The organism is Plantactinospora sp. CNZ321, from assembly GCF_004217235.1.
The window spans coordinates 5,773,046-5,790,613 of record NZ_SHKQ01000001.1; the positions used below are offsets into that span (position 1 = coordinate 5,773,046).

The window sequence follows — 17,568 nt, forward strand, 5'->3', positions numbered from 1 at the left end:
TGCTGCTGGTGCTGCGGTTGCCGGACCGGCCCGCCCGGTAACCGAGTATCTGGCCACTGAACTGGCCCGAAGTGATGCCGTACTGTTACGCGATCTATGTTGTGCGCTTAGCCTGCGATGGTCGGGAAAACTCGTCTAAGGCGAGGCTAGGTCGCGATGGGGCATTCGGTCAAGAAACTCATGATCCGGCCAGGTGCCTGACGTAGCGCGACGGCACGCTCACTGGAGGCTGATAGCGGGGTGGGCATAAGGGGGCGAGTCCGGAATCCGACTCCTGCCTCGGGCCTCGGTGACCACCTCTGGCGGTCGAAACGGAAGCGCTCCCAGCCGGCAGCCAACCGGCCACTCGAGCAGCCTGACCCGGCACCGTCTTTCGATCATGGCAGTAGTCCGAGACGTCCCGGCCCGTGCAGCCAGGGTGCAACCCCGGGCGCCGCAGCGACAAGTGCAACCGCGAGTACCGTGACGAACGCTTGCCCGATCCGGCCGAGCGTGATCCCAGGCGCGGTGTCCAGCACGTAGTTGGCATACCCGTTCGCCACCGCGTCGCTGGCGAGCACCAGACAGCCGAGCAACAGCCCTTCAAGCCGGCGCAGCGCCAGCAACAGCGCCGCAAGCGGGTCGAAGACGGTCAGCGAGGTGAAGTACCACATCAGCCACGCCGGCACGGACGGACCTGGACCACCCGGCCGGACACCGAGCACATCGCCCAAGTGAACAATCCCGCCATACGCAAAGACACAAACAGCGGCGATCACCACGACCCGAACCCACCTGGGCACGCCCGCCCACCGCCGCAACGATGTCCGTGTCGCCGCCAATGCCCCCCTCGACAAAGTACTACTAGAGAGCGTCGCGATCGGGTTCCGCGCCGGCCTCGGCCAGCGCGTCCGCGTCGATCTGGTCGGCGAACTCGGCCGCCTCGGCGTCCCGCTCGGCCAGCGCGTCCTTGACGGCCCGGATCGCCACCCCGGGCGGATAGCCCTTCCGGGCCAGCATTCCGACCAACCGCCGGAAGACCGCCTCGGGCGAGCCGGTGGCGGTACGCAGTTTCCGGACGACCAGTTGCCGGGCGGTCTCGGCCTCGGTCGACTCGTCCAACTCGCCGAGCGCCTCGGTCGCGATGTCGGCGTCCACGCCCCGCTGGCGCAGCTCGTTGGCGAGCGCCCGACGGGCGAGCCCTCGGCCCTGGTGACGGCTGCTCACCCAGGCCCGGGCGAAAGCGGCGTCGTCGATGATGCCGACCTCGTCGTAGCGGTCGAGAACCTGGGCGGCCACCTCTTCGGAAATGCCCCGCCGGGCGAGCGCGGTGGCCAGCTCGGCCCGGGTACGCGGGCGCACGGCGAGCTGCCGCAGGCAGATCTCCCGGGCCCGCTCCGCGTCGTCACGAGCAGGCGTCGGCGACTCGTCGGTTGCCGGATCATCCGGTCCCGCCGCCCCGGCGGGCCACCGCCCGGACGGGGTGCCGGAGCCACCTGACCGGCCCCGGCGTGCACGGCCGGTGCCGCTGCTGCCCGTACGGGCCGACGGGGCGGCGTCCCACCCCCGGCCCGTACGGGCTCCACGTCGTCCTGGCACGTTGATGTGGACTCAGTCGAGACGTCAGAAGTCCACCGGCGGCAGCTCCGGCCCGCCGGTCGCGTCCGTCCCGGCCGCCAGTCCGACACCGAGCTTCTCCAGGATCTTCTTCTCGATCTCGGCCGCCACGTCCGGGTTCTCCCGCAGGAACTCGCGGGCCTTCTCCTTGCCCTGGCCGAGCTGGTCACCGTCGTAGGTGTACCAGGCGCCGGACTTGCGGATGATCGACTGCTCCACGCCGACGTCGATCAGCGAGCCCTCCCGGGAGATGCCCTTGCCATACATGATGTCGAACTCTGCTTGCTTGAATGGGGACGCAACTTTGTTCTTTACGACCTTGACCCGGGTCCGGTTGCCGACCACGTCGGTGCCGTCCTTGAGGCTCTCGATGCGTCGCACGTCGAGCCGGACCGAGGCGTAGAACTTCAGCGCCCGACCACCGGTGGTCGTCTCGGGGCTGTTGTGCACCAGAATGCCGTCCGCGAGGTAGTTGTGCGAACTCTCGATCTCGATGTCGAACCGATCCATCCTCTTGTAGTCGCGCCGCACCTCAATGTCGAGAATCCGCGCGGGAAGCGGATGCACGACGGGTGCCATGAACTCCGGCACCACAGCGCACTGCCCACGGAACTTCGGCAGAAGCTTGTACTCCATGCATTCGGGGATGTAGGGCGCCACGAGTTCCTGGAACTTCTCCGACGCGGCAGTGGTGAACCGCAAAACATTGACCTGCCGCTTACCTCGGCGGGTCAGTTTGACGTCGAGGCGCCAACCGTCGCGCAGGTACTCCAGGAGACGTTGCCGACTTCCCTCGCTCATCGCCTCGACACAGATCTCGACGCGACCGCTGCCGCCCCTGGTCCGCTCCTGGAGCCCCTTCGAGCGCAGGGTGAACGTCCCATCGTCCATGTACCACACAGCAAGGGCCAGCGGAGTGAGCTCCTTGAGGTAGTCCCAGCTCAGGTGCTTCCTGCCGTCGCCCAGGTAGACCGCCTGACGCAACTCGCCCAGCTCGGCGAGCGGTGTGAAGTCGGCGAAGACGGCCCCCTTGGCGTTGGAACTGCGGCAGTGTGGGACGTTGGCCAGCAGCGAGACCTTCCAGTCCAGGTAGGCCGCCTGCTTGGCGCCGTGTCCCATCCGGAACCGTCCGCTCTCACTGTCGGGCCGGGCGGCAGGCGAGAGATTGCCGTCTCCCATCAGCGAGCCGAGCACGATCTGCCACTGTGAGGGGCCGAGCAGGTGCGGCTGTGCGAGCATCACCCGGTCGCCGACCGCGAGCTCGCCGGCCTCGCGCCAACCACCGGGGGTCATGATGAGGTGGTTACGGGTCATGGACATGATCGCTCGACCATGCCCCGCGCCGCCGCCGGCCCGATCCACCTTGAACCGCAGGAACTCCTCGGTCTTACCGTTGTTGAACCAGTTGACGACCCGGCGCGGCCGGAGACAACCCAGGTCGCCGTCGTAGGAGAGCACCTCGACGTCCATCTTCTCCGTGACGATCTTGCCGAGAAGCTCCTGGGATCCGTCGGCCAGGGTCACCCTCGTGTCCCATGATCCACAACCGAACATAACACCGATTTTTTCCCGGAGCTGGTTGATGAAGATCGCGGTGGTGCCGGTGTGGCTGAGCACACCGGTGATCTTCCGCAGCGCCTGGCTCATCAGCCGGGCCTGGAGGCCGACGTGGCTGTCGCCCATCTCGCCCTCGATCTCGGCGCGCGGCACCAGCGCGGCGACCGAGTCGATCACGATGATGTCCAGCGCGCCGGACCGGATCAGCATGTCGGCGATCTCCAGCGCCTGCTCACCGGTGTCGGGCTGGGAGACCAGCATCGCGTCGGTGTCCACACCGAGCGCCTTCGCGTACTCAGGGTCGAGGGCGTGCTCGGCGTCGATGAACGCGGCGATGCCGCCGGCCTTCTGCGCGTTGGCGACCGCGTGCAGCGCGACGGTCGTTTTACCGCTGCTCTCCGGTCCGTAGATCTCGACGACCCGGCCGCGCGGCAGGCCCCCCACGCCGAGCGCCACGTCGAGCGCGATGGAGCTGGTCGGGATCACGGCGGTCTGGATGACCGGCCGCTCCCCCAGCCGCATCACCGAGCCCTTGCCGAACTGCTTGTCGATCTGAGCGAGAGCAAGGTCGAGTGCCTTCTCCCGGTCAGGTCCTGCCGCCATGGTTGCCACCCCTGCCTTCGCCGGCATCTTCGCTGAGCTTTTCGTCACGCGCACACGCTAGGCCCTCGGTCCGACAGAAAACAGCCGGCCGGCCGTGACCTGTGGACGAGCACCATGCTGTGGACAATAGCCGAACAGGTGTACGACTCGGCACACGACACGCCAAACTACTGCAAGTGCCCAAACGATCACTTTGAGACGCGCGTCGATCAAAGGTCAGCGTAGCCGGGCCGGCACCCGGTCCGGGTACGCCGCGCAGACCGCCCGCCACACCACGACGGTCTCCTCGCCGGCCTCCAGCGCCTGCCGGATGGTCCGGCCCCCCAACTGCGGCAACACCTGGTCGGCGGCGATGCTGCCGGCGTACGCCGGGCCGAATGCCTGCTCCAGCCGCGCCCAGAAGTCCGTCAGCCGCACCGCACCAATCCCCTTCCGCGACGGGCACCCGCCCGCCCGTCCTCAGGCACCGGTTGCCCGCACCCGCGGCGGCGCCGTCCGCAACGCTAGCGCCAGCAGCGGGACCACCGCGACCGCCGCCAGCGCGTTGAGCACCGGATAGCCGGCAACCTGGATGACAAACCCGCTCAGCGCCCCGGCGAGCGCCCCGGCCAGCCCCATGGTCAGGTCGGAGAGCCCCTGCACCGCCGGGCGTACCTCGGCCGGCACCGACTCCGACAGCAGGGTCGAGCCGGCCACCATCGTGCCGGACCAGCCCAGCCCGAGCAGGGTGAGCCCGATCGAGATCCGGACGGTGTCGTGCCCGGCGGTCCCGGCGACGGCGCAGGCGGCGAGGAGCAGGCCGAGCCCGCCGAGGATCACGGCCCGCCGGCCGACCCGGTCGGTGAGCCAGCCGACCACCGGGGCGAGCGCGAACATCCCGGCGATGTGCAGGCTGAGCACGATGCCGACCACCCGGAGCAGGTGGGCGTCGGAGTGCCACTCGCCGAGGCGTACCGGGGTCATCACCATCACCCCGACCATCACCAGGTGCCCCGTCGCGACGGCGGAGATGCCGAGCCGGGCCGCCGGCAGGTCGCGGATCACCCGGAAGGCGCCGCGCAGGCCGTCGTCCCGCCCGGACCGGGCGCCGGTGCCGGGTGCGGCGGTGCCGGATGCGCCGGTGCCGGATGCGGCGGCGGCCGCTAGCCGGCGCGCGGTCAGCAGCGGGTCGGGCCGGAGGAACACCAGGAGTACGCCGGCAGCCAGCCCGAAGGCGAGCACGCTGAAGACGAACGGGCCGGCCAGCGTGGGTACCCCGGTCCAGGCCAGCGCCCGGTCGGCCGGCGCGGCGAGGTTCGGGGCGGTCACCGCGCCGATGGTGGTGGCCCAGACGGCGATCGACAGGTGCCGGCCCCGGCGGGCCGGCTCGGCCAGGTCGACGGCGGCGTACCGGGCCTGGAGCCCGGCGGTGGTGCCACCGCCGAAGAAGAACGCGCCGACGAAGAGCAGCGGTACCCAGTCGGCGACCGCCGCCGCGATCATCAGGACACCGCCCAGCGCGCCGGTCAGGTACGCGACGATCAGACCGGGCCGCCGGCCCCCGTCGCGCATGATCCGGCTCACCGGTACGGCGAGCAGTGCGCCGCCGACCACCGAGGCGCTCTGCACGAGACCGGAGATCCCGGTGCCGCCGAGCCGGGCGGCGAGCAGCACCCCGACGGTCATCCCGATGGTCATCCCGGTGCCGCCGACGATCTGGGTGAGGCAGAGCAGCAGCAGCGTGCGCCGCTGGATCCGGGCGACCTCGGCCGGCGCCGTCGCGCCGGGACGGCCGTCGACTTCGGTGGTTACTTCCGCCGTCATGCCAACCGCCCCCGTCCCCCGTTCGGACCCGCCGCTGCCGGCGGGAGGCACACACCGTCCGCCCCTAAGGAGCGGTGGGCGGGTGCCATCCTTACCCGCGGATCGAAGCACGGCCTTCGGGCCCGGTTCAACCCCGATTCGCCGACGGCGTAGCGCGGACCGTCGACGCCTCACAGACCCAGGTCGCGGCCGATGATCTCCTTCATGATCTCGGTGGTACCGCCGTAGATGGTCTGCACCCGGCCGTCCAGCCAGGCCCGGGCGACCGGGTACTCCAGCATGTAGCCGTAGCCGCCGTGCAGCTGGACGCAGCGGTCGGCGACCCGGTTCTGCAACTCGGTGGTCCACCACTTGACCTTCGCCGCGTCCACCGCGGAGAGCCGGCCCGCGTTGAACTCGACGACGCAGTGGTTCAGGAAGGTGCGGGCGATGGTGACCTCGGTGTCCAGCTCGGCGAGGAGGAAGCGGTTGTGCTGGAAGGCGCCGATCGGCCTGCCGAACGCCTGGCGGGACCGGGCGTGTTCGAGGGTGACCGCGAGCAGCCGCTCGGCGGCGGCGACCGCCGCGACCGCGATGCCGAGCCGTTCCCGGGGCAGGTTCGCCATCAGGTGGTAGAAGCCCCTGTTCTCCGTACCGAGCAGGTTCGCCGCCGGCACCCGGCACTCGTCGAAGAAGAGTTCCGCGGTGTCGTTGGCCTTCAGCCCCACCTTGGCCAGCCGCCGCCCGCGGCTGAAGCCGGGTGCGCCGCGCTCGACCACCAGCAGGCTCACGCCGTGCGCGCCGCGCTCCGGCGCGGTCTTCGCCACCACCACGACCAGGTCGGCCAGCTCGCCGTTGGTGATGAAGGTCTTCTGTCCGTTCAGGACGTAGTCGCCGCCGTCCCGGGTCGCGGTGGTGCGGATCCCGGCCAGGTCACTTCCGGCGCCCGGCTCGCTCATCGCGATCGCGGTGACGATGTCACCGGTGCAGAAGCCGGGCAGCCAGCGCGCCCGCTGCTCGTCGCTGGCCAGCTCGCTCAGGTACGGCGCCACCACGTCGTTGTGCAGCCCGAACCCGAGCCCGGAACAGCCGCTGCCGACGATCTCCTCGACGAGTACGGCGTTGAACCGGAAGTCCCGCTGACCGCCGCCGCCGTACTCCTCGGGGATGTCCGTTCCGAGCAGTCCGGCGGCACCGGCCCGGCGCCACACCTGGCGGTCCACGATGCCGTCCGCCTCCCACCGGTCGTGGTGCGGCACCGCCTCGCGCTGGAGGAACGTCCGGCACAGCTGGCGGAACTCGTCGTGCACGGGCTGGTAGAGGTGCTGTTCCATGCCGGTCAGTCTGCCCCGGCGCCACCGGCGGACCCAAGGGCCGGCCGGGACGCGCCTCCCCCGGTACGGCGATCAGCCCAGCGCCCCGGCCACCACCCTCAGGTCGGCGACCAGGCCGGCGTACGCGGCGTCCCGGTCGTCGGCGCGGAGCACCGCGGACGGGTGGATGGTGGCGACCAGCCGGGTAGGCGCGACCGACTCGCGTTCGCCGGTCGGCCCGACCGGTACCTTGGCGAAGTCCTCCGGCCGCTGTGCCGACTCGGGCCACGGCAGCAGTACGCCCCGGGACTGGGTGACCCGGAACGACGGTCCGAGCAGCGCCTTGGCCGCCGTCGCGCCGAGCACCACCACGACCTCGGGGTGCAGTCGGGCGAACTCGGCGACCAGCCAGGGCCGGCAGGCGACAATGTGCACCCGGTCGGGGGTCTTGTGCAGCCGGCGCTTGCCGCGCATCTCGAAGCGGAAGTGCTTGACCGCGTTGGTGATGTAGAGCTGTGTCGGGTCGATGCCGGCCTCGTCCACCGCGCGTCGCAGCAGGTGGCCGGCCGGCCCGACGAACGGCAGTCCCTTCTGGTCCTCCATGTCGCCGGGCTGCTCGCCGACGAAGACGACCCGGGCCCGCTCGTCGCCGCGGCCGAAGACCGTCTGGGTGGCGTCCCGGTACAGCTCGCAGCCCCGGCAGCCGCCGGCCGCCGCGCGCAACTCGGCCAGGCTGTCGGCATCGGGTGGGATGAACTCCTGCGCTCCGGGGGCGGTCTCCGTCTCAGGCATAGCGCATGTTCTACCCCGTACCCCACGGCTCACGCACTCCACGCGGCCGGCGTGGCGGTCGCAAGATTCTTTCAGGCACTCGGGGTGGGCGTCGTGGCGGGCGCGGCGGCCCGGGCCACCGCGTCGGCCAGTGGCGCGATGTCGGCGGCGGCGAGCGGGCTGACCGTGATCCGGATGCCCGGCCCGCTGGCCAACCGGAACAGCGCGCCGGGCGCCACCACGTAGCCGGCGTCGCGCAGCACCGCGACCGCCCGGGTCTCGTCGGGCACCGGCAACCAGACGTTGATCCCGGTACGTCCGTGCCCGGTCAACCCGCGCTCGGCGAGTGCGGCGCGCAGCGCGGCGATCCGGTCGGCGTAACTGGCCCGGGCCACCGCGATCCGCTCGGCGACCGCCGGATCCCGCCACAGCGCGAGCGTGAGCCGTTGCAGCAGGGTGGAAACCCAGCCGGAGCAGACCCTCAGCCGGCCCGCCACCCGGGCCACGGTCACCTCGTCCCCGGCGAGCACGGCGAGCCGCAGGTCCGGACCGTACGGCTTGCTGGCCGAACGGACGAAGGCCCAGTTCCGGGTGGTGCCGGCCAGGCTGTGCAGCGGCTCGACGGCCAGTTCGGCGGCGTGGTCGTCCTCGACCAGCAGTACGTCGGGGTGGTCGGCCAGTACCGCGCGCAGCGCCGCCGCACGCTCGGCGGTGACCGCCGCCCCGGTCGGGTTCTGTGCCCGGCTGGTCACCACCACCGCCCGGGCGCCGGCGGCCAGCACGGCGCGCAACCCGGCCGGGGTGGGGCCGGCGTCGTCGACCGGCATCGGCACCGCCCGCAGGCCGAGCGTGGCGACCAGGTCGATGGTGTTGGCCCAGCCCGGATCCTCGATCGCGACCGTGTCGCCCGGGCTCAGGTTGCTGACCAGCAGCCGTTCGATGCCGTCCGACGCGCCCCCGGTCACCGTCACCGCCTCGGCCGGCACCCCGTCGGCGGCCAGCCGTTCCCGAGCGACGTCGACGAGTTCCGGCAGTATCCCGCCGCCCCGGTAGTTGACCGAGGCACCGGTGGCGCCGGCCAGCGCGGCCAACTGTGGGCCGATCGGCGGGAGCAGCCGGGAGTCGGGTTCGCCGACCGACAGGTCGAGCGCGCCGGGTGGCGTGGGCAGCCGCAGCGCGGCGCGGCGGCCGGTGACCGGCGGCTTGGGGCGGATCCGGGTGCCGTGCCGGCCGGCGGTCTCCACCACCCCGCGCTGGCGCAGTCCCTGGTACGCCTTGGCGACCGTGGCCGGGCTGACCCCGAGCCGCTGCGCCAGGGTCCGGACGGCGGGCAGTGCGGCACCGGCCGGCAGCTCGCCGGTCCGGACCCCGGTTTCCACGCTGGCCGATATCTGGGCCGCCGTGGTGCCGACGATCTGATAATGTGCTGTCACAGTTCAGAGATTGTACTATAACAAAAGGGCGAGCGCGAGATGGCCGAGCACCAGCATCCGAACGATCCACCCGAGAGCTACCCGCAGACCCGGCGGACCACCGCCACCCGCGACCGGTCGAGGATGAGCTACCGACGGGACGCCGCACACGAGCTGCTCGACGAGGCGTACCACTGCCACCTGGGGTTCGTCGTGGACGGTGAGCCCCGACTCCTGCCCACCCTGCACGTCCGGGTCGGCGACACGCTCTACCTGCACGGCTCGACCGGCAGCCGGCCGCTGCTGGCCGCCCGGAGCGACACCGGGCTGCCGGTCTGCGTCGCGGTGACCCAGCTGGACGGGCTGGTCTACGGGCGCTCCCAGTTCCACCACAGCGCCAACTACCGCTCGCTGGTCGCGCACGGCACCGCACACCTGGTCGGCGACGAGTCGGAGCAGCGGAGGGTGCTCACCGCGCTGGTCGAGAAGGTCGGTCGGGGGCGCAGCGCCGACAGCCGCCCGCCGAGCCGCCGGGAGCTGGCCGAGACCGCCCTGCTGGCTCTGCCGCTGCGCGAGGTCTCGCTACGCACCCGCAGCGGCGGCGTACGCGACGAGCCCGCCGACCACGATCTGCCGCACTGGGCCGGGGTGCTGCCGCTGCGTACCGTCGCCGGGCGGCCCGAGCCGGACGTCGGGGTGACCGCCCCGCTGCCGGCGTACCTGCGCACCGACCGCTCCCGCTGGCACACCCCGGCGGCGATGGCCGGCACGCACGTCCGGCTCGAGCCACTGGCCGAGTCGCACGTCGACGCCCTGTACGCGGCGACCCGCGCGCCGGAGGTCTGGTCCCACCTGAGCGTCGTCCAGCCGCGCGACCCGGCCGGGATGGCCGAGATCGTCCGGACCGCCCTGGATGCGCACTGGCGGGGCGAGCGGGTGCCGTGGGTGCAGCTCGACGCGGCCACCGGCGAGGTGGTCGGGACCACCTCCTACTACGAGATCGACCCCGGGCACCGCCGCGTCGCGATCGGACACACCTGGCTGGGCCGGCCCTGGTGGCGCACCGGGGTGAACACCGAGGCGAAGCTGCTGCTGCTGGCCCGGGCCTTCGACGAACTCGGCGCGGAGCGGGTGGTCTGGCACACCGACATCCGCAACGAGCGGTCGCAGCGCGCCATCGAGCGGCTCGGCGCGACCCGGGAGGCGGTGCTCCGGCGACACCGGATCCGGCCGGACGGCTCGTGGCGGGACACCGTGCAGTACGTGATGCTCGCCGACGAGTGGCCGAAGGCACAGCTCAGGCTCCAGGAAAGGCTTCGACAGGCCGTGTCGGTGGGGCGATGATGACCGGCGTGCTGGGGATCACCGACATCTGGACGTACGTGCTGGGCACGGTCGCCATCATCCTGCTGCCCGGGCCGAACTCGCTCTACGTGCTCAGCACCGCCGCGAAGACCGGGGTACGTGCCGGCTACCGGGCGGCCGCCGGGGTCTTCCTCGGCGACGCGGTGCTGATGGTGCTCTCCGCCGCCGGGGTCGCCTCGCTGCTCAAGGCGTACCCGCCGATCTTCATGGTGATCAAGTACGCCGGCGCGGCCTACCTGGGCTACGTCGGGCTGACGATGCTCCGCGGGGCGTGGCGGCGCTGGCGTACCCGGCACGACCCGGCGGTCGCGCCACTGGTCGACACCCGGCCGGCGGCGGCGGACCGACCGTTCCGCCGGGCGGCGGTGATCAGCCTGCTGAACCCGAAGGCGATCCTCTTCTTCATCTCCTTCTTCATCCAGTTCGTCGATCCGACCTATCCCTACCCGGCACTGTCTTTCCTGCTGCTCGGCGCGATCGCCCAGGTCACCAGCGCGCTCTACCTGACCATGCTGATCTTCAGCGGCACGTTCCTGGCCGTACAGTTCCGCCGCCGCCGGCGGCTGGCCGCCGGCGCGACCACCGGGATCGGGGCACTCTTCCTCGGCTTCGGCATCAAGCTCGCCACCGCCAGCGCCGGCTGAGGTGGAAAGAAAGGGCCCCCGCTACAACGGAAAGCGATGAGAGGGGGCTCGTCCTTTCAGGTTCCGCTGCCGCCGCCGGAGCCGCCGGCTCCGCCCGCGCCGCCGCCGATGCCGCCCTCGCCACCGCCGATCGGGCGCAACCCCCGGTCCGGGTCGTGGCCCGCCGCCGGTGCGGCCCCCCGGGGCTCCTCGCCCGGCTGCCCGCTGTCCCGGGTGTTGGTGCCGGACGGGCCGGGGTGCGACCGGTCGGGGTCGGTCGGGCGGGGCGGCGGCGACGGGCTGCGTTCCGTACGGACCTGATAGCCGGCGGCGGTGGCCGAGTGCCGCTGTACGGCGTACCGGAGCCAACTGTCCACCACGGTGATCCAGTCCAGCTCGGCCGCGCCCCGGTGGGCCACCCGGAACCGGCTGAAGCTGAGGTGCCCGGCGCCGGCCAGCGCCACCCGGCGGTCCAGCGCGAAGAGCACCTCCACCCGGTACGGGTCGGTGAAGAACGACACCTCCAGTTCGCTGAACGGGCCACCGTACAGCGGTGCCGCCCAGTACGCGATCTTCTGGTGAAACGGCAGCCGCTGGTCGATCCCGGGCAGCCGCTCGGCGAGTAGCCCGACCTGGCGCAGTTCGAAGCCGAGCTCGGCCAGCGCGGCGAGCACGCCCTGTTGGGCGGGGAGCGGGTGCACGTACACCGGGCGCAGGTCGCCGCGGTCGAGCAGCGTGCTGACCGCGACCTCGGCCCGCAGTCCCATCCGCAGGTTGAGCAGGCAGTGCCCGTTGACCACCGTCACCGGCGTCTCCCAGGGCACCGGCACGCCGAAGTCGAGGATCCGGCGCTCGCCCGGCGCCAGCACGAACGCCCCGGCGGCGGCGGTCCGGTGGAACTCCACCGGCTGGTACTCCAGCTCGCCGCCGGCCGGCTCGACCCGGGTGACCAGGCCGAGGGTCACACCGTCGACGGTCACCGGCGACCCGCCGGCGGTGACGGTGACCCGACCGGGCAGCGACAGCCCCGGCCGGGTACTCGGATTGGTCAGCGTGGTCCGCACGGTCAGGCCCGCACCCGGCAGGAGTCCCCCGAAACCCACCGTCGCCCCCTCCCGCCGACGCAGCGGGTCGGCTGGTCGTCGACCCGGTCGCTCAACGCAGCCGGCGGCCCCGCGGAATCGGGTCGGTCTCGTCGTCGAACTCCCCGATGACCTCCTCCAGCAGGTCCTCCAACGCGACGAAGCCGACCGGTCGCCCGGCACCGGCACCGTTGCTGACCATTGCCAACTGCACCTGCTCGGCCTGCATCGCCGCCACCGCCTCGGTGACCGTCGCGGTCGCCTCCAGGGTGAACGGCTCGGTCATCAGCTCCCGCGCCGTCGCGGGCCGGCCGGCGGTGGTGGCCCGGACCGCCTCCCGGACGTGCACCAGCCCGGCCACCTCACCGGGCGTCTCGAAGACGGCCAGCCGGGACCGGCCGCTCGACCGGCACACCTCCTCGATCCGCTCCGCGGAGTCGTCCGGGCGTACCGAGACGATCGTCTCGACCGGCTCCATCACCTGGGCGACGGTGGTGCCCTGGAGTTCGAGCATGCTGGTCAGCATCTCGTGCTGGTCGGCGGCGAGCAGGCCGTGCTCGTGCGACTGCTGGAGCAGCATCCGCAGCTCCTCCGGCCCGTGTGCCACCGCCAACTGCTCCTCCGGGCGTACCCGGACGAGCCGCAGTGTCACGTTGGCGAGCCCGTTCAGCGCCGAGAGGATCGGCCGGGCCACCCGGGCGAACGCCCGGAACGGCAGCGCGAGCAGCACGGCCGACCGCTCCGGGTCGGTGATCGCCCACGACTTCGGCGCCATCTCGCCGACCACCAGGTGCAGGAAGGTGACCAGCGCGAGCGCGAAGACCAGCGCGATCACGTGGCTGGCCGCTTCGGGCAGGCCGACGGCATGCAGCAGTGGGCTGAGCAGGCGCTCGATCGCCGGTTCGGCGAGCGCGCCCAGGCCCAGGGTGCAGACGGTGATGCCGAACTGGGCGCCGGCCAGCATCAGGGTCAGCTCGCGTACTCCGTCCAGCGCGGCCCGGGCGGCCCGACCGCCGGAGGCCGCGGCCTGCTCCAACCGGTAGCGCTTCGCGGCCAGCAGGGCGAACTCGGCGGCCACGAAGAAGGCGTTCAGCGCGAGCAGCAACACGGAGACCAGCAACGCCCAGGTCGTACTCACCGGGTGCGCTCCGCTTCGCCCTGCGGCACCAGCACCCGGAGCCGGACCGAGTCGGCGACGTGCCGGTCGACCGCCAGCACCTCGACGTGGGCCCGGGGCAGGCTCGCCTCCTGATCCGGCTCGCCTTCGGCGGAGAGCCGGATCTCCAGCCGGTCGCCGACCTCGGGAATCCGGCCCAGCTCCCGCATCACCAGGCCGGAGAGGGTGTCGTACTCGGGGGCCTCGGGCAGGGTGATCCCGGTGCTGTCGGCGACCTCGTCGATCCGCCAGCGGGCCGGCACCACCCAGGAGCCGTCGGCCTGCCGGACCGGGGCCCGCTCGGGCGGGTCGTCCTCGTCCCGGATCGGCCCGACCAGCTCCTCGGCGATGTCCTCCAGGGTGATCACCCCGGCGAACCCGCCGTACTCGTCGACCACGCAGGCGAGCTGGCGGTGCCCGGCCCGGAGCCGGTCCAGCACCGTCGGCAGCGGCAGCGTCGCCGGCACCAGCAACGGGGGTACCGCGACCGCCCCGATCGGGGTGCTGGCCCGCTGCGCCGGCGGCACCCCGAGTACGTCGGCGATGCCGACCACTCCGACGAGGTCGTCCACGCCCTCGGTGCCGCGCACCGGGAAGCGCGAGTGCCCGGTGTCGAGCAGCTCGACCAGCCGGCTGAGCGGTTCGTCGGCCCGGACGGTGAACACGTCGACCCGGGGCACCATCGCCTCGGCGGCGGTGAGCTGCCGGAAGTCGAGACCCCGGTCGAGCAGGGTGGACATTTCGGCGTCGAGGTGCCCCTCCTCGCGCGACTCGGCGATGATCTGCTCCAGGTCCTCCGGCGTCGCCCCGCTGGGCAACTCCTCCACCGGCTCGATGCCGACCCGGCGCAGCAGCCGGGTCGCGGCGGCGTCGAAGAGCCGGATCACCGGCCCGGCGACGGCCAGGTAGATCAGCGTGGAACGGCTCAGGGCGCGGGCCAGCGCCTCCGCCCGGACGATGGCGAGGTTCTTCGGGGCGAGTTCACCGAAGACCATCTGCACGACGGTGGCGATCACCAGGGCCAGCGCGACCGCGAGCGGGGTGCTGACCGCGGCCGAGACGCCCGCCGTGCCGAGCAGCTCGGCCAGGCCGTCACCGAGGTACGGCTCGGCGACGTAACCGACGAGCAGGGCGGTGACGGTGATCCCGAGCTGGGCTCCGGAGAGCATGAAGGAGAGCCGGCCGGTGACCGTGAGGGCACGCTGCGCGGCGACGTCACCGTCGTCGGCAAGCTGGCGTAGTTTGCCCCGATCCACGGCGACATAACCGAATTCCTGGGCGACGAAATACCCGGTCGCCACGGTGAGCAGAACAATCAACAGGAGACCGAGCGCGATCAACACGGGGTACTCAGCGCTCCCCGTCGTCGCGGCTGGTGCGGAAGACGCCGGGTCCGACCCGGCTGGCTACAGCTGCCCTCCTGGACAGTTGAGTCGATCACCAGGCCATCCTACCGAGCCCCGCGGAACACCGCCCGGACAACCACCGCCGGCCCGGCCCCGAACAGAGCCGTTTTCCCGACCGTCGGCCGGGTAGAGACGCATGTCCCGATCCGTCCCGGTCGGTCGGTCCGGGAACTCGCCGCGCGGCTGCCGGCCGGCAGCCGGGAAGGGAGGGCGCGTTGGGGCGGGAGTGGCGCAACTGGTCGGGGAGCCTCCGGTTCACCCCTCGGGAGTACGCCATGCCGGAGAGCGAGGACGCCGTCCGGGCACTCGTCGAACGGGCCCGGCAGACCTCGACCAAGCTGCGGCCGGTCGGCTCCGGTCACTCCTCCAGTCCCCTGGTCCGGACCGACGACGTACTCGTCAGCCTGGCCGCGCTGCCCCGGACCCTGCACCGGCACGACGATCTGCAACTGGCCACCGTCGGCGCCGGGGTGCCGCTCGGCGAACTGGGCAAATCGCTCTACGAGGCCGGGCTCGCCATGGACAACCTGGGCGACGTCGACGTGCAGTCCATCGCCGGCGCCACCGCCACCGGTACGCACGGGACCGGGCTGCGCTTCGGAAACCTCTCCACCCAGGTCGCCGGGGTACGGCTGGTGACCGGCACCGGCGAGGTGCTGGAGATCTCCGGATCGCAGAACCCCGACCTGCTGCCGGCGGCGCGGCTCTCCCTCGGCGTGCTCGGCGTGGTGACCACGCTGACGCTACGACTCGCCCCCAGCTACGACCTGCGGCGGCGCAGTTGGTGCTCGTCGATCGCCTGGACCCTCGACCACCTGCACCAGTTGCAGCGGCAGAACCGGAACATGGACTTCTACTGGTATCCGCGCACCGACACCACCCAGATCCGCACCCTCAACCACCGCGGTGAGGAGCCGGAACTCACCCCGGTCGGCGAACCCCGGATCGCCGAGGCCGGCCCGAGCCACCGGACCATCCCCCGGCACCGCGAGCTGCGTTTCGAGGAGATCGAGTACACCATTCCGTCGGAGGCCTTCCACGCCTGCTTCACCGAGATCCGGCGCCGGATCCTGGACCGGCACCGCGTCGGGGTGGCCTGGCGGGTCCTGGTGCGCACCGTCGCCGCGGACGACATCTGGCTCAGTCCCGAATACGGCCGCACCAGCACGACGATCGCCTGCCTACAGAACAACTCCCTGCCGTACACGGAGTACTTCGCCGACGTCGAGGCGGTGTTCCGGCAGCACGACGGCCGCCCGCACTGGGGCAAGAAGCACTCGCTGACCGCCCGGGCGCTGCGCGGCATCTATCCACGGTGGGACAGCTTCGAGGACGTCCGCCGCCGGCTCGACCCGGACGAGGTCTTCCTGACTCCCGACCTCGCCCGGCTGCTGAGGGACGGCTGATGGCGGCCGGGCTCGGCGGGCGGGTATGGGTGATCCCGGATGGCCGGATCCCGTTCCCGAGCAACGGTGCGGAACCGGAATTCACCAGCTTCGACCAGTTGTCCGTGCTGAACACCGGGGACGAGCCGGCCGAGCTGCGGATCACCGTCTACTACGAGGACCGGGAGCCGGTCGGCCCGTACCCGGTCACCGTCGGCGCGCGCCGGATCCGGCACGTACGCCTCAACGACCTGGTCGATCCCGAGGCGATCGTGCTGGGCCGGCGGTTCGGCTGCGTCGTCCGCTCGCCGGTCCCGGTCGTGGTGCAGTTCCTGCGCCAGGACACCCGGCTGCCCGGCGCCCTCGGACTGACCGGCACGATCGCCTTTCCCGCCGACTCCTGAACCCCCACGACCAACCAACGTGCCGACTATGGCTTGTCGACCCATTGGACGTTGCTGGGTCGACGGCCGGTGCCCAGGAACTCGTGGGCCGCTTGCCGGGCCAGCCCCTCGGTGATCTCGCCGGGCTCGGCACCTTCGACGGTGAACCACGGGTCGGAGAAGACGTACTCGGCGTCACCGGCTGTCATGCCGGGTGGCGCGCCCGGCGGTACGGGTCCCCAACTGAGCAGTACGTCGCGCTCGTCCTCCCACACCAGCCCGGATCGCCCGCCGTCAAGGGTGACGTGCAGGGACCGGACTCCGTCCTCGCTGACCAGCGATACGCCGCTGGACGGCACCCGGTCCAACACGTCGTCGAGGTCGGTGGCACCGGTCACGGTGGTGCAGGTGTCATCGATCCACGCCTGGACGGGCGCGTTCACCGGCTGGCGGCGCGTCGTGGGATCACGCAGCCACTGCGGCACGACGGTGAGGCGGTTACCGACCAGATCGAGCCGGGTGAGCGCGGCCAGGGACCCCAGGGACTCCGGCAGCCGGGTGAGCTGGTTGTTGGTCAGATCCAGTCGGGTCAACGCCGTCAGGTCACCGAGCCACTCGGGCAGCGCCGACAGCTCGTTGTCAGTCAGGTCCAGCCAGGTGAGGGCGGTCAGGTTGCCGAGCGACTCCGGCAGCGTCGACAGCCGGTTACCGGAGAGGTCCAGCCAGGTGAGGGCGGTCAGGTTGCCGAGCGACTCCGGCAGCGTCGACAGCCGGTTACCGGAGAGGCCCAGCCAGGTCAGGCCGGTCAGGTTGCCGAGCGACTCCGGCAGCACGGTGAGCTGGTTGTTGCCCAGGCCCAGCTCGGTGAGGGCGGTCAGGTTCCCCAGCCATTCCGGTAGTGCCGACAGCTGATTGTCAACCAAGATCAACCTGGTCAGGCCGGTCAGCTCAGCCAACGACTCCGGCAGGGTTCCCAACGAGTGGCCGGACAAATCCAACGAGGACGCACCGCTGCGCCGTACCGCCTCGATCTGGTCGGCTGTCCCGTCCATCCATCCCCCCGCATCCTGCCGTCATCGACCGTCGCGGCCGGTTGTCAGGGCCGCGACGGCAGTGATCAGACCACGATCGCCA

At 71.7% G+C, this 17,568-nt stretch carries 16 protein-coding genes and 2 pseudogenes; 4 read left to right on the forward strand and 14 right to left on the reverse strand.

The window, feature by feature from the left end; all coding sequences use genetic code 11:
- Positions 1-377: 377 nt before the first annotated feature.
- The 10 genes and pseudogenes from EV371_RS24885 to EV371_RS24920 form a co-directional block, all read right to left on the reverse strand.
- Complete coding sequence (locus EV371_RS24885) at positions 378-668, reverse strand: hypothetical protein (protein ID WP_486484778.1); 291 nt, start codon at positions 666-668, stop codon at positions 378-380.
- Between the two features lie 175 nt (positions 669-843).
- The gene (locus EV371_RS24890) at positions 844-1,578 is read right to left on the reverse strand and encodes a regulatory protein RecX (RefSeq protein WP_130464191.1); all 735 of its coding nucleotides are present in this window, start codon (positions 1,576-1,578) and stop codon (positions 844-846) included.
- A 24-nt stretch (positions 1,579-1,602) separates the two neighbouring features.
- Complete coding sequence (locus EV371_RS34615; protein WP_486484968.1) at positions 1,603-2,106, reverse strand: hypothetical protein; 504 nt, start codon at positions 2,104-2,106, stop codon at positions 1,603-1,605.
- A gap of 171 nt (positions 2,107-2,277) precedes the next feature.
- A pseudogene (locus EV371_RS34620) lies at positions 2,278-3,150 on the reverse strand (LAGLIDADG endonuclease); the annotation flags it as partial.
- Positions 3,142-3,756, reverse strand: a pseudogene (gene recA / locus EV371_RS34625) (recombinase RecA); the annotation flags it as partial. The pseudogenes EV371_RS34620 and recA, both read right to left, overlap by 9 nt.
- A gap of 216 nt (positions 3,757-3,972) precedes the next feature.
- Positions 3,973-4,173 carry a DUF3046 domain-containing protein gene (locus EV371_RS24900; protein ID WP_130464192.1) on the reverse strand — a complete coding sequence of 67 codons (201 nt, stop codon included), beginning with the start codon at positions 4,171-4,173 and terminating at the stop codon, positions 3,973-3,975.
- A gap of 42 nt (positions 4,174-4,215) precedes the next feature.
- On the reverse strand, positions 4,216-5,559 hold the full coding sequence (locus tag EV371_RS24905; protein ID WP_130464193.1) for an MFS transporter: 1,344 nt from the start codon (positions 5,557-5,559) through the stop codon (positions 4,216-4,218).
- Between the two features lie 170 nt (positions 5,560-5,729).
- Positions 5,730-6,872, reverse strand: coding sequence for an acyl-CoA dehydrogenase family protein (locus tag EV371_RS24910; protein WP_130464194.1), 1,143 nt, complete (start codon positions 6,870-6,872; stop codon positions 5,730-5,732).
- Between the two features lie 72 nt (positions 6,873-6,944).
- Positions 6,945-7,643 carry a UdgX family uracil-DNA binding protein gene (locus EV371_RS24915; protein ID WP_130464195.1) on the reverse strand — a complete coding sequence of 233 codons (699 nt, stop codon included), beginning with the start codon at positions 7,641-7,643 and terminating at the stop codon, positions 6,945-6,947.
- 71 nt (positions 7,644-7,714) lie between these two features.
- A complete protein-coding gene (locus tag EV371_RS24920) occupies positions 7,715-9,055 on the reverse strand; it encodes an aminotransferase class I/II-fold pyridoxal phosphate-dependent enzyme (RefSeq protein WP_130464196.1) in 1,341 nt (446 codons plus the stop codon).
- Between the two features lie 39 nt (positions 9,056-9,094).
- Between EV371_RS24920 and EV371_RS24925 the strand changes: the two genes are divergently transcribed.
- Positions 9,095-10,378 carry a GNAT family N-acetyltransferase gene (locus tag EV371_RS24925; protein ID WP_130464197.1) on the forward strand — a complete coding sequence of 428 codons (1,284 nt, stop codon included), beginning with the start codon at positions 9,095-9,097 and terminating at the stop codon, positions 10,376-10,378.
- Complete coding sequence (gene leuE / locus EV371_RS24930; RefSeq protein WP_130464198.1) at positions 10,375-11,043, forward strand: leucine efflux protein LeuE; 669 nt, start codon at positions 10,375-10,377, stop codon at positions 11,041-11,043. The genes EV371_RS24925 and leuE overlap by 4 nt, the downstream gene beginning before the upstream one ends.
- 56 nt (positions 11,044-11,099) lie before the next feature.
- On the opposite strand, the gene EV371_RS24935 is transcribed toward leuE, so the two are convergent.
- The 3 genes from EV371_RS24935 to EV371_RS24945 are packed head-to-tail and all read right to left on the reverse strand — an operon-like array spanning position 11,100 to position 14,603.
- Positions 11,100-12,125 carry a sporulation protein gene (locus EV371_RS24935; RefSeq protein WP_165436829.1) on the reverse strand — a complete coding sequence of 342 codons (1,026 nt, stop codon included), beginning with the start codon at positions 12,123-12,125 and terminating at the stop codon, positions 11,100-11,102.
- 52 nt (positions 12,126-12,177) lie between these two features.
- On the reverse strand, positions 12,178-13,242 hold the full coding sequence (locus EV371_RS24940; protein WP_130464200.1) for a hemolysin family protein: 1,065 nt from the start codon (positions 13,240-13,242) through the stop codon (positions 12,178-12,180).
- Entirely contained in the window at positions 13,239-14,603 is a 1,365-nt protein-coding gene (locus EV371_RS24945; protein WP_130464201.1) for a CNNM domain-containing protein, read from the reverse strand. The genes EV371_RS24940 and EV371_RS24945 overlap by 4 nt, the downstream gene beginning before the upstream one ends.
- Positions 14,604-14,881: 278 nt before the next feature.
- Between EV371_RS24945 and EV371_RS24950 the strand changes: the two genes are divergently transcribed.
- Together EV371_RS24950 and EV371_RS24955 are read left to right on the forward strand one after the other, a co-directional pair.
- Entirely contained in the window at positions 14,882-16,072 is a 1,191-nt protein-coding gene (locus tag EV371_RS24950) for a D-arabinono-1,4-lactone oxidase (protein ID WP_130464202.1), read from the forward strand.
- Positions 16,072-16,455, forward strand: coding sequence for a sensory rhodopsin transducer (locus tag EV371_RS24955; RefSeq protein WP_130464203.1), 384 nt, complete (start codon positions 16,072-16,074; stop codon positions 16,453-16,455). The genes EV371_RS24950 and EV371_RS24955 overlap by 1 nt, the downstream gene beginning before the upstream one ends.
- Positions 16,456-16,481: 26 nt before the next feature.
- On the opposite strand, the gene EV371_RS24960 is transcribed toward EV371_RS24955, so the two are convergent.
- Complete coding sequence (locus EV371_RS24960; RefSeq protein ID WP_130464204.1) at positions 16,482-17,486, reverse strand: Imm1 family immunity protein; 1,005 nt, start codon at positions 17,484-17,486, stop codon at positions 16,482-16,484.
- Positions 17,487-17,568 lie beyond the last annotated feature (82 nt).